This is a genomic window from Tsukamurella pulmonis, from assembly GCF_900103175.1.
GTDB lineage: Bacteria > Actinomycetota > Actinomycetes > Mycobacteriales > Mycobacteriaceae > Tsukamurella > Tsukamurella pulmonis.
The window spans coordinates 1,864,823-1,877,539 of sequence record NZ_FNLF01000002.1 but is presented as its reverse complement, the minus strand read 5'-3'; the positions used below and the strand labels follow the sequence as shown (position 1 = coordinate 1,877,539).

The following is a 12,717-nucleotide window of genomic DNA, read 5'->3' as shown; positions in this document are numbered from 1 at the left end:
CACCCGCCCGGTGGACGGCGCCGGGGCCGCGGGGATCACTTCTTCTTGCGGAGCTGCTCCTCGAGCGCGGCCATGTCGATGCCCTCCAGGCCGGGGGGCAGCTGATCGAGGCCCTTGGGCATGCTCGACAGGTCCATCCCGGCGGGCATCCCCGGCATCCCCGGCATGCCGCCGGGGAAGCCGCCGCGCATCTTCGGCGGCGTCGGGCCGCGACCGGAGGCCTTCTTGCCCTTCTTGCCCTTCTGCTTGCGCTTGGGGATCCGCTTGGGCGCGCCGAAACCCGCCATCTGCGACATCATCTTGCGGGCCTCGAAGAAACGGTCCACCAGCTGGTTGACGTCGGTGACGGTGACGCCCGAGCCCTTGGCGATGCGCAGTCGGCGCGAGGCGTTGATGATCTTCGGGTCGGCCCGCTCGGCCGGGGTCATGCCGCGGATGATCGCCTGGATCCGGTCGAGCTGGCTGTCGTCGACGGCGGCGAGGGCGTCCTTCATCTGGCCCGCGCCGGGCAGCATGCCCAGCAGGTTCCCGATGGGGCCCATCTTGCGGATCATCAACATCTGGTCGAGGAAGTCCTCGAGGGTCAGCTCGCCGGAGGTGATCTTGGCGGCCGCCTCCTCCGCCTTCTGCTGATCCATGTGCTGCTCGGCCTGCTCGATGAGCGAGAGCACATCGCCCATGCCGAGGATCCGGGAGCTCATCCGGTCCGGGTGGAAGACGTCGAAGTCGTCGAGCTTCTCGCCGGTGGAGGCGAACAGGATCGGCTTGCCGGTGATCTCGCGGACCGAGAGCGCGGCGCCGCCGCGGGCGTCGCCGTCGAGCTTGGTGAGCACGACACCGGTGAAGTCGACGCCGTCGGCGAAGGCCTGCGCGGTGCTCACCGCGTCCTGGCCGATCATGGCGTCGAGGACGAACAGCACCTCGTCGGGGTCCACCGCGTCGCGGATCGCGCGGGCCTGGCCCATGAGCTCCTCGTCGATGCCGAGGCGGCCGGCGGTGTCGACGATGACCACGTCGTGCTGCTTGGCCCGGGCCTCGGCGATGCCGCCGCGCGCCACCTCGACGGGGTCGGCCGCGCTCACGCCCAGGGCGCCCTCGCCGCCGACGGACGTGCCGGGGTGCGGGGCGTACGTGGGGACGCCGGCCCGCTCGCCGACGATCTTGAGCTGGTCGACGGCGCCCGGACGCTGCAGGTCGCAGGCCACGAGCATGGGCGTGTGGCCCTGCTTCTTGAGGAACGCGGCCAGCTTGCCGGCGAGGGTCGTCTTACCGGCGCCCTGCAGGCCGGCGAGCATGATCACCGTCGGCGGGGTCTTGGCCAGGTTCAGGCGCCGGGTCTCGCCGCCGAGGATCCCGACGAGCTCCTCGTTGACGATCTTGACGATCTGCTGCGCGGGGTTGAGCGCGGCCGAGACCTCGTGGCCCTTGGCCCGCTCCTTGACCCGCGCGACGAAGGCGCGCACCACGGGCAGCGCGACATCGGCCTCGAGCAGCGCGAGGCGGATCTCGCGGGCCGTCGAGTCGATGTCGGCGTCGGTCAGCCGGCCCTTGCCGCGCAGGTCCTTGAGCGCGCCTGTGAGCCGATCGGAGAGGGATTCGAACATTGCTCCAGACTATCGGGTCGGCTCGTCCTCCGGTGGCGCAGGCGGTGCGGCCTCCGGCAGGACGGCGAGGACGGCGCTCTCGGCCCGCGCCCGCAACTCGCTCTCGGCGCCGGTGACGTCGAGGCAGAAGACGTCGACGGCCGTGGCGCCGAGGGTCGCGACCTTGGCCCACCGCACGTCGAGTCCGGCGTCGTCGAGAGCCCCCGCGACCCGCGCGAGCAGGCCGGGGGTGTCGCCGGCGCGGACCTCGAGGACGACGGTGCCGGGCGCGCCGTCGAACCAGCGCAGACGGGGCGGGGCGGCCGCCCGCAGCGGCGGCGCGGCGACGCTCCCGTCGACGGGGGTGGCCGCGGCGCGTTCACGGGTGCGCAGCTCGGCGAGCACGTCGGCGCCGTCGAGGGCGGCGAGCAGGCGCTGGCGCACCAGGGCCGGGTCGGGCGGGTCGCCGAAGGTGGGCACCACGAGGAAGGTGTTGACCGCGGACTCCCCCATCCCCGCGACGGCGGCGCTCTGCACCCGCAGGCCGGCGAGGGCGAGCACCGCTGCCATGCGGGCGAGCACGCCGCGCCGGTCGGGGCCGACGACCACGACGGAGAACGTGTGCGGCCCGAGCGCGGGCGCGGGCGTGATGCGCACGTGCGTGCCGCCCGCGGCGGCGAGCGCGGCCACTTCGCCGGGCACCGGCTCCGGCTGCGGCGCGGGTTCACCGGCCAGCACGCGGGCGGTGCGGCGGACCAGGTCGCCGATGAGCCGCGACTTCCACTCGCCCCAGACGCCGGGTCCGGTGGCGAGCGAGTCGGCCTCGGCGAGCGCGTACAGCAGCTCCAGCAGGACGGGGTCGTGGCCGATCTTCTCCGCCACCATCTCGATGGTCGCGGGGTCGTCCAGGTCGCGACGGGTCGCCACCGCCGGGAGCAGCAGGTGGTGGCGCACCATCGCGGCGAGCAGTGCGGTGTCGTCGGCGGGCAGGCCCAAGCGCGCGGCGATGGCCTCGGCGAGCTCGGCGCCGATCACGCTGTGGTCGCCACCGCGTCCCTTGCCGAGGTCGTGCAGCAGCGCGCCGAGCACCAGCAGATCGGGGCGGGCGACGTCGGTGGCGCGGCTCGCGGCGTACGCGGCGGCCTCCACCAGGTGCCGGTCGACCGTCCAGGTGTGCACGGCGTCGCGCGGCGGCAGGTCGCGCACGGCGCCCCACTCGGGGAGCAGCCGGCCCCAGAGTCCGGTGCGGTCGAGTGCCTCGATGACCGGCACGGCGTTGCGCCCGGCACCGAGGAGGGCGAGCAGGTCGGCGACCGTCTCCGCGGGCCACGGGCTGCGCGGCGCCGGTGCGATCTCGGCGAGCCGGGCGAGCGTGGAGGCGGACATGGGCAGGCCGGAGGCGGCCGCCGCGGCGGCGACGCGCACCGTCAGGCCGGGATCGCGGTCGGGTCGGGCGTCGCGGGCGAGGGTCACCTCCCCGGCGTGCTCGACGACCCCCTCGGCGAGCGGGCGGCGCACGGGCGGGCGGCGCAGCCGCGCCAGTCCCCGCCGGGGCAGGGCGTTCTGGGCGGTACGGATGCCCACGTCCACGGCGTAGGCGACGGTGCGCCCGCTGTCGCTGATGGTGCGGGCCAGGTCGAAGCGGTCGCCGAGGCGCAACGCGGCGCCGATCTCGTCGGCCTCCTGGGCTCGCACGGAATCGCGGGCGCGGCCGGCGATGCGGTGCAGTTCGGTGCGCACGTCGAGCAGCCGGCCGTAGGCGGAGGCCAGGTCGTTGCCGGTGGTGCCGTCCGGGGTCGCCGACGGTGTCGGTATCCCGTCGGTCAGCTGGGCGAGCGAAAGAGCCTGCAGCAGTTGCACGTCGCGCATGCCGCCGCGACCGTTCTTGAGGTCGGGCTCGGCGCGGTGGGCGATCTCCCCCGAACGGCGCCAGCGCTCGCGGGCCTGCTCGACGAGGTCGTCGACGCGGGTGCGGATGTCGGCGCGCCACTGCCTGCGCACGCCGCTGATGAGCAGGTTGGTGATCTCCTGGTCCCCGACGATGTGCCGGGCGTCGAGCAGACCGAGCGCGGCGGTGAGATCGGACTGGGCGACGCGGACGGCCTCGGGAACGGTGCGGACGCTGTGATCGAGCTTGATGTGCGCGTCCCACAACGGGTACCAGATGCTCTCGGCGACGGCGGTGACGTGTTCGGGATCGATCCCGTCGTCGTGCACCAGGAGCAGGTCGAAGTCGCTGTGGGGCAGCAACTCCCGCCGTCCCAGGCCACCGACGGCGACGAGGGCGAGGCCGCTGTCGGGGCCGATGCCCGCGGCGGCGCCGTGGGTGCTGAGCCAGACCTCGGCCAAGTCGGCGAGCGCGCCGCGCAGGGCCGCGGGATCGAGCCCGTGCGGCCCCGACGCCCGGTCCAGCAGGCGGGCGCGGGCGGCGACGAGTTCCTTCGCACCGCCCTGCCCGCCCGCCGTCCCGATGTCCTGCGTCGGCGCGATCGCCTTGTCCGGCACCGTCATCGACCGGCCTACAGGGCCTCGGCGCCGCGCTCGCCGGTGCGCACGCGCACGACGGACTCGACGGGTGTGACCCAGACCTTGCCGTCACCGATCTTGCCGGTGCGCGCACCCTCGACGATCACATCGACCACGCTGTCCACGACGGCGTCGTCGACGACGACCTCGATGCGGACCTTGGGGACGAAGTCCACGGAGTACTCGGCGCCGCGGTAGACCTCGGTGTGGCCCTTCTGCCGTCCGTATCCCTGCACCTCGCTGACGGTCATTCCGAGGATCCCTGCCTGCTCGAGGCCCGCCTTCACGTCCTCGAGTGTGAAGGGCTTGACGATCGCGGTGACCAGCTTCATAAGAGTTTCCTTCGTTGGATCGGTGTCGGGTTCCAGCTTAGTTCCGGTCGCCTCAGACCAGGTCGTAAGCGGTTTCGGCGTGCTCCGAGTTGTCGATGCCGTCGGCCTCGGACTCCTTGTCCACGCGCCAGCCCAGCGGCTTGAGCGCGAGGGCGATGACCGCGGTCAGGATCGCGGTGAAGGCCAGGGCGACCGCGGCGATGACGATCTGCACCACCAGCTGCTTGTAGTCGCCGCCGTAGAACAGGCCGGTGTCCTTCGCGAGGAAGCCCAGCGCCACGGTGCCGATCACGCCGGCCACCAGGTGCACTCCCACCACGTCGAGCGAGTCGTCGAAGCCGAACTTGCTCTTGAGGCCGACACCGAAGGCGGCGGCGACACCGGCCACGACGCCGAGGGCGACGGCGCCCACGGGGCTCACGTTCGCGCAGGCCGGGGTGATGGCGACGAGGCCGGCGACGACACCCGATGCGGCGCCGACCGTCGTGGCGTGGCCGTCCCGGAACTTCTCCACCGCGAGCCAGCCGAGCATCGCGGCGGCGGTCGCAGCCGTGGTGTTCACCCAGGCCAGGCCGGCGGTGGCGTTCGCGCCGAGGGCGGAGCCGGCGTTGAACCCGAACCAGCCGAACCACAGCAGTGCGGCACCGAGCATCACGAACGGGATGTTGTGCGGGCGGTAGGACTGCTTGCCGAAGCCGAGGCGCTTGCCGACGACGATCGCCAGGACCAGGCCCGCGATACCGGCGTTGATGTGCACCACGGTGCCGCCGGCGAAGTCGATGGGCGCGACGGTCGCCTTGCCGTCGGTGGTGCCGAACAGCCACGCGGCGATGCCGTTCTCGTCGTGCGAGAGGAGGCCGCCACCCCACACCATGTGCGCGAGCGGCAGGTAGACGATCGTGGTCCAGATCCCGGTGAACAGCAACCAGGTGCCGAACTTCACGCGTTCGGCGAGCGCGCCCGAGATCAGGGCGACGGTGAGCACGGCGAAGGTCAGCTGGAAGCCGGCGAAGACGATCGCGGGCAGACCGCTGTCGGCGGCGTTGAGCACCACCAGGGTGTCCTCGCCCGAGGGCTTGGTCGCCATCAGCTGATCCAGCCCGAAGTACGTGAAGGGGTTGTCGAACATCCCGAGGTAGTTGCCCTCCCCGGAGAAGGACATCGAGTAGCCCCACAGCACGTAGATGACGGAGACCACGCCGAGCGAGCCGATCGACATCATCATCATGTTGAGCACGCTCTTCTGGCGGGAGAGCCCGCCGTAGAAGAACGCCAGCGCGGGCGTCATGAGCAGCACCAGCGCCGCGGACATCAGCATCCACGCGGTGGTGCCGGAGTCGACCTTGCCGAACAGTTCGTCGGGCACAGAAGCCAAGAGCACGGGGAAACCTCCTCGGGTGCGCCCTTGCGGCGCAGTGAGAACAGCTTCTGCGGCGGCGGTTTCCCTGTGGATGCGCTCGTGTTGCCCGTGTGTAACCGGTCCGCCCGGGTTCAGGGCTCTCCGTTACGGCGGTGTTACCGGGCGTCCCGCGATTTCGCGTTCTGCGGCGCTGGACGTGCGCTGGAGCACGTCCAGGCGCCGGCACGTCGACATCGTGAGCCGGAGACCGGTCCTCACCCCAGAAGTGCGTCGACGAACGCCGCGGGCTCGAACGGCGCCAGGTCGTCGGCGCCCTCGCCCAGGCCCACCAGCTTCACCGGCACGCCCAGCTCGTGCTGCACCGCGTAGACGATGCCGCCCTTGGCGGTGCCGTCCAGCTTGGTGAGCACCACGCCGGTGATCTCCACGACCTCGGCGAAGACCTTCGCCTGCGCCAGCCCGTTCTGGCCGATGGTGGCGTCGAGGACGAGCAGCACCTCGTCGACCTTGGCCTTCTTCTCCACGACGCGCTTGACCTTGTCGAGCTCGTCCATGAGGCCCGTCTTGGTGTGCAGGCGGCCGGCGGTGTCGATGAGCACCACGTCGACGCCCTCCTCGGTGCCCCTGGCGACGGCGTCGAAGGCCACGGCGGCGGGGTCGGCGCCCTCCTTGCCGCGCACCACCTCGGCGCCCACGCGCTCGCCCCAGGTCTGCAGCTGATCGGCCGCGGCGGCGCGGAAGGTGTCGGCGGCGCCGAGCAGCACGCGGCGGCCGTCGGCGACGAGCACGCGCGCCAGCTTGCCCGTGGTGGTGGTCTTGCCGGTGCCGTTGACACCCACGACCAGCAGCACCGACGGGGCGCCCGCGTGCGGCAGGGCCTTGATGCTGCGGTCGTACTCGGGATGCAGTTCCTCGATCAGCACCTGGCGCAGCAGCGCGCGGACCTCGGCGGCGTTGGAGACGCCCTGCGTGGCGATCCGGTCGCGCAGCTTCTCCACGACGGCCATCGTGGTGGGGGTGCCGAGGTCGGCGAGGAGCAGCGTGTCCTCGATCTCCTCCCACGACTCCTCGTCGAGGTCGCCCGCGCCGAGCAGGCCGAGCAGCGACGCGCCGACCGTCGACTGCGAGCGCGCGAGGCGGCCCTTGAGCCGGTCCAGGCGGCCCGCCGTCGGGGCGATGTCGTCGAGCTGTGGCGCCGGCGCCTCGGCCGGAGCGGTCGCGGCCTCGGTCTCCGCGGGGGCCGGCGCGGGTTCCGCAGGTGCCTCGGCGGGTGCCGACGGCGCGGACTCGGCGACCGAGGGCTCGGGCTCGGGCTCGGGCTCGGGCTCGGGCTCGGGCTCGGCAGGAGCTTCCGGTGCGACCGGGGCCTCCGGCGCGACCGGGGCTTCCGGCGCGGCGGCGGTCTCGGGCGCGGCCTGCGTCTCGGGCGCGTCCTCGATGTGCTCGATCTCGGTCGGCGCGGACGGCGCGACGTTCGCGGTGCCGGGGTCGATCTCCTCGGCCTCGGCGAGGCGCGCATCGGCCTGCGCCTGCGCCGCCTCGGCGGCCTCCTGCTCGCGCGACTCCTGCAGGTCCTTGAGCGAGACGTGCGGCGTGACCGGAGGCGCGGGCGGCACCTGCTCCTTCGGCGGCGTCACCGGCGGCACCTTCGGCACCACGGGCTCGGCCTCGCGCGTTCCCTCGCTGAAAGTGAATCCGCCGCCGGCCTTGTACCCGCCCGACTTGTCGAGGCTCTTGGGTTCGGGGGTCTCCTCCTTCAGCGATACCCGCCGGCGCTTGTTCAGGTAGAAGCCCGTGGCCAGCGCCACCAGGACCACGAGGATGACGGCGACGGCGATGAGGATCGCGATGGTGGTAGTGCTCACGCACTCAACTGTAGTCAACGCGGTGTTCGCATCCGGGTGCCCGTCGCGCGGGGCCGAGCGCGACCGCTGAGGCGAGCAGGATCACGTGCCCCGGATCGCGGTGATCGGAACTATTCGCGAACCGAACTACCGCAACTAGCGTTCTCGTTCCATCGGGCTCGTTCACCTCCTGAAGAAAGCGAGATCGCCCATGCGCCACTCCGTCTCCCGTCGCTCCGCCATCGCCGCCGTGGCGGCCGTCGCCGCGTCGGCCGCCACCGTCGTCGCCGCGCCCGCCGCCCACGCCGACACGCTCACCGGCACCTTCTCGATCGACTCCGGCTCGTACTTCCGGATGATCCTCCCCAGCGGCACGACGTCCGGTCCGTTCCTGGCGAACGGCAATTCGCCCAGCGAGGACAAGACCACCACCCCGCTCTCGGGCTCGCTGTCCTCGGGCTCGTACCAGGGCCAGGTCACCGGAGCCCGCACCTTCTTCGGCTCCGACTTCGTGACCTCCACGAAGGCCACCGACCCGCAGACCGGCGCGGCGACCGCGGTCCCCACCATCACCCGTGACGGCTCGTCCCTGTCCGGAGACCTGTCCGCGTTCGGCGTCGCGTGGAACGGTCAGGTCTTCAACCAGGGCGCGCCCAAGCCCGGCGGCGGCCTGCCCGGCAAGACCAGCCGCGTCACGGGCTCGATCAACGGCTCCAACTACACCCTCACCTGGACCAGCCAGATCGTCGGTGGGCCGTTCAACAACTTCACCGGCCTGTGGCACCTCACCGGCACCTACAGCAAGTAGCGGCGCCGGCCGGTGCGACGGTCTCGCTGTTCGGGGGCGTTCCCCGGCTGCGTCCCGTCGCACCGCCCCGGACCGCGGCACCGCCCCGCCCCCGGCGCTGGCCGGGATGGTTCCTCCTGGTCGCGGGCCTCGCCCTCGCCCTCGGCGCCGTGGCGGGCGGCCTGCCCACCACCGCCGCGGGCGCTACCAAGATGCTCGACGCCTTCGCGCCGCACCTGGCGCCGCAGGCCCTGGAACGGCTCGACGGAGACGTCGACGCCATCGCCCGGTTCGGCGCCGCCACACGGGCGGAGGCGGCCGCGGGTCGACTCGCGGCGGCGCCGCGCACCGCCGCGTACGCGCGCCGGTCGGCGGAGATCGACGCGAACGCGCACGATCTGCTCTCGCGGGCGCGCGCCGCGCAACCGGACGTCGCCGCGCTGGAGGGGATCCGAGGGCTCGCGACGCTCCCTCCGCTGCTCCTGCTCACCGGGATCGCTCTCGCCCTCGCGGGCGCGGTCCTGCTCCGCGCCCGCACCGCCGCGCCGCGGCGGGGGGCGGTCGCGGGAGCGGTGGTCTGCGCGGTGGTGCTGCTCGTGCATCCCTTCGCAGCGGGCCTGGTCGACGGGGCGAGCTCCGCCAGCCGAGTGGTCGACCGGTTCGAGCCGATCATGACCCAGCAGCGGGTCGTGGGTCTGCAGCACGACTTTCTCGCACTGGTGGGCGCGGTCGGCGAGATCGATCGCGGCACGGCCGTGCGCCGTACCCCCGAGATCGCCGCCTTCACGGCCTCCTGGCAGACGGTCTCCTCCGACCTCGCCTCGCTCACCGGAGCGATCAACGACAACCTCACCGACTATCGCCGCCTCGCGACGACCAACGCCGCGATTCCGACCCCCGGCGGGACCTTCGCGGCCCTGCCCTGGGCGGAACTCGCGCTCGGGCTCGCGGTCGCGGGCGCAGTGCTCGGAACTCGACGAAAGGCCCGGCCATGACGCCGCTTCCGCTCTCCCTCCCGACCGCGCGACGGGCGGGCGCACTCGCACTCGCCGCACTGACGCTGGCGACGTCCGCGGCGTGCGGCTCCCCGTCACCGTCGCAGCCCGAAGCCCCGGAGCAGCTCGTCGGCCTGTTCCGGTTCACGCCCGGCGGTTTCGCCGACGGAAAGCCGACCGGCACCTACTTCAAGATGGCGATCGTCGGTGGCACCGCCGACGGGCCGTTCGTCAACAACGCCAACTCGCCCGTCGACGAAGGCCGCGTGACCGCTCTCCACCCCGGCACCGCGGGCGGCCTGCGCACCGGCGCCTACCAGTCCGAGGCGAAACCGGGCTTCGCGGGAGGGGATTCGCGCTCGGGATCGGTGATCACTCCGACGAAGTTCTTCGACGTGCTGTTCGGCATCTCGACCAACGCCGTCGATCCGCAGACCCGCGCGCCGTTGCCCGCCCCGTCCGTCACCCGGACGGGAACGACGCTCACCGCCGACGTCTCCGCGTGGGCGGCGTCGTGGAACAACCAGGAGTTCAACCAAGGCGCACCGAAGCCCGTGCCGCGCACCGACGCCGCGGCGGCCGGGCAGGAGCAGGTCGCGCGCGCCTGGGACGTGGTCTCCCAGCGCTGGCTCGCGCAGCCCGCCGCTGCGAAGTCCACCGGCCCCGCCGCGACCGGCACCTTCGACGCCGCCACCCGGCGGTTCACGCTCGACTGGACCAGCCACATCCAGGGCGGCCCGTTCAACGACTTCACCGGCGTCTGGCACCTCGAGGGCGTCTTCGAGCCCGGGCCGCCGCCCTCCGCCGCCCCGTCCGGCTCCCCCACCCCCGTCGCACCGAAGAAGGCACCATGACCCGCATCCCGCCGACGCTCCTCCGCACCGCCGCCGCAACAGCTCTCGCGCTCACCGTGCCCGTCACGGCGGTCGCGACCGGCGCCCCCTCGCCGACGCCCTCCTCGGCGCCCAGCAGCTCGACGACGTCCGGATCGGCGACGGCCCCCCGCACCGACCCCGCCGCCGCGGCGGCCGCCGCCGTTGCGCCCGGAGTGAACCCGGCCGACATCCGGTGCCCACTCGGCTGGCCGAAGCCACGGGAGAAGGGCGGACTCGCCTCCCTCATTCTCCTGGCGCCCGCCGCCGGCGCGTTCACCGACGAGGCCTTCGCCGCCGGGCAGGCCTACGACCCGATCCTGAGCCTCGTCGGCCCCTTCCTCGCCGCGATCAAGCCGGCGATCGAACGGTCCCAACCCGCGCTCGCGGGTCCGGTCAGCGCTCTCAATGCGGCCGAACAGGCGGTCTACGACGCGATCAAGCCCCTCTACGCGCAGTACCGGCCCAGGGTGATCGAGGCGCTGACCAAGGCCGGCGACGATCTCGCCCCTGCCCTGCAGGAACTCGCCGCCACTCCGGCCGCCGCGTGCCTCGTCGCCTGGGAGGACCAGGTGCTCATCGGATTGCAGACCGGGAAGTGGTCGCCCATCGCCACTGGCGGCCTCGCCGCGCTCGGCGAACTCGCGAGCAGCGGCAAGGGCGGGGGCCCGGTACCGGCGACGCCGACGACACCGCGCTCCGGCGCGAAGCCCGTCCCGGCGGGGAAGCCCGGCCCCGCGGGCAAGCCCACCGGTACCGTCGTCGCCGCGCCGCCGCGGTGATCGAACTCTCCAGCGTCACCGTCCGCTACGGCTCAACGGTCGCCGTCGAGGACGTGACGTTCAGGGCACCGTCGGGCGAGGTCACAGGTCTGATCGGCCCGAACGGGGCCGGGAAGTCCACCACCCTGCGGCTGATCGCCGGACTCGAGCGGGCCACGTCCGGGACCGTGACGATCGACGGCCACCGGTATGCGGAACTCCCCGACCCCGGCGCACGCATCGGCGTGCTACTCGACGCGGGGTGGGCCTCACCGTCACGCACCGCCCGTGAACACCTGCGATGGATGGCGGCTGCCATCGGTCTCCCGGACACGCGGGTCGACGCCGCGCTCGATCTGGTGGGCCTGCGCGCCGTGGCCGACAGCCCGGTCGGCGAGTTCTCGCTGGGCATGCGGCAGCGGCTCGCGATCGCGGGCGCGGTGCTCAGCGATCCGCCGGTCATCGTTCTCGACGAGCCCGTGAACGGACTCGATCCCGAGGCCATCGCGTGGATCCGCGGCACGCTGCGCGCTCTCGCCGACGCCGGCCGGACGGTGCTGCTGTCCTCACACCTGCTCGCCGAGCTCGAACAGACGGCGGACCGCATCGTCGCGCTGCACGGTGGAAGGGTGGTGGCGCAGGGCCGGCTCGCCGAGCTCGTCGAACCCGCACCGGCGGGTCGATCCGGCCTCGAGGACCTCTACTTCCGGCTCACGACGGCGACGGTGCCGCAGCGACGACGCAGACCTCACCGCCGGGCGAACCGCGCGGCGTGGGGCACCGCTCCGTCGCGGCCGAGACCCGGAAGGCGCTGACCTCCCGGGGATTCCGCGCCGCGCTCGGCGGCGCGATCGCCGTCTCCGTCGCGGTGGCGGTGGTGGTCGGTGTCTTCGCGCCCGTCTTCCGCGGGGCGTCGGTGACCACGGCTGCGTACGGTTTCGGCCTCGTCGGCGCCGTGCTCGCCGCGGTCGCCGGGGCACTGCTGATCGGGCTCGACCGCGACCACGGGACACTCTCCCTGACCCGGATCCTGATACCGCGCCCGCTTCTGAGTTACGCGTCGAAGGTCCTGGTCGCCGCCGTCTCCGGCTCCGCGATCGGACTGCTCGCCGGTGCGCTCGCGATCGGCGTCGCGGTGATCACGGGTCTGCCCTCCCCCGCCGGCGAAGCCCTGGCGCTGCTGGCGACTGCCCCGGTCGTGGGAGGCCTCGTCGCGGTCATGGGGCTGGCCGTCGGCCGTCTCGCACCCTCGACGACCGCGGCCGTGGGGATCGTCCTGGGCTGGTGGTTCCTGCTCGAGGCGATCGCGGTCCCCGCGTTGCCGTTCGGGCGGACCGTCGCGGCGTGGCTGCCCGCGACCAGCGCGCAGATCGCGACGATCGGGGTCCCCGCGAACACCGCGACGTGGTCGCCGTGGATCTCGTTGGCAGTGCTCGCCGGGTGGACCTCCTCCGTCTCCGTGGTGGCCCTGGCAGCGGAGAGGCGCCGAGTGCAGCCCTGATAGCGTCGGCTCCGAGTCGGTCAGAGGAACCCGGTGGGATTCCGGGACTGGCGCGCAACGGTGTGGGGCGGGCGATCCGCTTCGAGTCCGATACTCGCCGACTCGATCGTGTCCATCGCCGCCCCCGCGCACGGGGTGGCCGACGAAACGAGTCCC

Annotated in this window: 11 protein-coding genes and 1 riboswitch; of the genes, 6 read left to right on the top strand and 5 right to left on the bottom strand. The window is 73.1% G+C overall.

The genetic code is table 11. The annotated features are described in order from the left end of the window. Positions 1-35: 35 nt before the first annotated feature. The 5 genes from ffh to ftsY form a co-directional block, all read right to left on the bottom strand. Positions 36-1,604, bottom strand: a complete 1,569-nt coding sequence (ffh, locus tag BLQ62_RS09245; protein ID WP_068535600.1) for a signal recognition particle protein — start codon at positions 1,602-1,604, stop codon at positions 36-38. Between the two features lie 9 nt (positions 1,605-1,613). Continuing rightward, the gene (locus tag BLQ62_RS09240) at positions 1,614-4,094 is read right to left on the bottom strand and encodes a [protein-PII] uridylyltransferase (protein WP_082756492.1); all 2,481 of its coding nucleotides are present in this window, start codon (positions 4,092-4,094) and stop codon (positions 1,614-1,616) included. Between the two features lie 8 nt (positions 4,095-4,102). Further along, on the bottom strand, positions 4,103-4,441 hold the full coding sequence (locus tag BLQ62_RS09235) for a P-II family nitrogen regulator (RefSeq protein WP_068535602.1): 339 nt from the start codon (positions 4,439-4,441) through the stop codon (positions 4,103-4,105). 52 nt (positions 4,442-4,493) lie between these two features. After that, on the bottom strand, positions 4,494-5,759 hold the full coding sequence (locus BLQ62_RS09230; RefSeq protein WP_068535973.1) for an ammonium transporter: 1,266 nt from the start codon (positions 5,757-5,759) through the stop codon (positions 4,494-4,496). 296 nt (positions 5,760-6,055) lie between these two features. After that, positions 6,056-7,666 (bottom strand): signal recognition particle-docking protein FtsY, encoded by a 1,611-nt coding sequence (gene ftsY / locus BLQ62_RS09225; RefSeq protein WP_068565793.1) that lies wholly within the window; start codon positions 7,664-7,666, stop codon positions 6,056-6,058. A gap of 190 nt (positions 7,667-7,856) precedes the next feature. Between ftsY and BLQ62_RS09220 the strand changes: the two genes are divergently transcribed. From BLQ62_RS09220 to BLQ62_RS09195, 6 genes are all read left to right on the top strand, one after another. Further along, complete coding sequence (locus tag BLQ62_RS09220; RefSeq protein WP_068565795.1) at positions 7,857-8,453, top strand: hypothetical protein; 597 nt, start codon at positions 7,857-7,859, stop codon at positions 8,451-8,453. Then, complete coding sequence (locus tag BLQ62_RS23810; RefSeq protein ID WP_156483185.1) at positions 8,423-9,427, top strand: hypothetical protein; 1,005 nt, start codon at positions 8,423-8,425, stop codon at positions 9,425-9,427. The genes BLQ62_RS09220 and BLQ62_RS23810 overlap by 31 nt, the downstream gene beginning before the upstream one ends. Beyond that, positions 9,424-10,281 (top strand): hypothetical protein, encoded by an 858-nt coding sequence (locus BLQ62_RS09210; protein ID WP_068565797.1) that lies wholly within the window; start codon positions 9,424-9,426, stop codon positions 10,279-10,281. Before BLQ62_RS23810 ends, BLQ62_RS09210 begins: the two co-directional genes overlap by 4 nt. After that, positions 10,278-11,081 carry a hypothetical protein gene (locus BLQ62_RS09205; RefSeq protein WP_068565799.1) on the top strand — a complete coding sequence of 268 codons (804 nt, stop codon included), beginning with the start codon at positions 10,278-10,280 and terminating at the stop codon, positions 11,079-11,081. Before BLQ62_RS09210 ends, BLQ62_RS09205 begins: the two co-directional genes overlap by 4 nt. Then, entirely contained in the window at positions 11,078-11,875 is a 798-nt protein-coding gene (locus BLQ62_RS09200; protein ID WP_082756493.1) for an ABC transporter ATP-binding protein, read from the top strand. The genes BLQ62_RS09205 and BLQ62_RS09200 overlap by 4 nt, the downstream gene beginning before the upstream one ends. Then, positions 11,833-12,561 (top strand): ABC transporter permease, encoded by a 729-nt coding sequence (locus BLQ62_RS09195; protein WP_068565801.1) that lies wholly within the window; start codon positions 11,833-11,835, stop codon positions 12,559-12,561. The genes BLQ62_RS09200 and BLQ62_RS09195 overlap by 43 nt, the downstream gene beginning before the upstream one ends. Beyond that, positions 12,551-12,677, top strand: a riboswitch (cobalamin riboswitch). (Overlaps the previous gene by 11 nt.) Positions 12,678-12,717 lie beyond the last annotated feature (40 nt).

What these genes read in the sequence shown, in the direction of transcription:
- BLQ62_RS09220 (WP_068565795.1), top strand. Translation starts at nt 7,857, where the DNA reads ATGCGCCACTCCGTCTCCCGTCGCTCCGCCATCGCCGCCGTGGCGGCC.
- BLQ62_RS09240 (WP_082756492.1), bottom strand. Translation starts at nt 4,094, where the DNA reads ATGACGGTGCCGGACAAGGCGATCGCGCCGACGCAGGACATCGGGACG.
- BLQ62_RS09210 (WP_068565797.1), top strand. Translation starts at nt 9,424, where the DNA reads ATGACGCCGCTTCCGCTCTCCCTCCCGACCGCGCGACGGGCGGGCGCA.
- BLQ62_RS09205 (WP_068565799.1), top strand. Translation starts at nt 10,278, where the DNA reads ATGACCCGCATCCCGCCGACGCTCCTCCGCACCGCCGCCGCAACAGCT.
- ffh (WP_068535600.1), bottom strand. Translation starts at nt 1,604, where the DNA reads ATGTTCGAATCCCTCTCCGATCGGCTCACAGGCGCGCTCAAGGACCTG.
- BLQ62_RS09230 (WP_068535973.1), bottom strand. Translation starts at nt 5,759, where the DNA reads ATGCTGATGTCCGCGGCGCTGGTGCTGCTCATGACGCCCGCGCTGGCG.
- BLQ62_RS09235 (WP_068535602.1), bottom strand. Translation starts at nt 4,441, where the DNA reads ATGAAGCTGGTCACCGCGATCGTCAAGCCCTTCACACTCGAGGACGTG.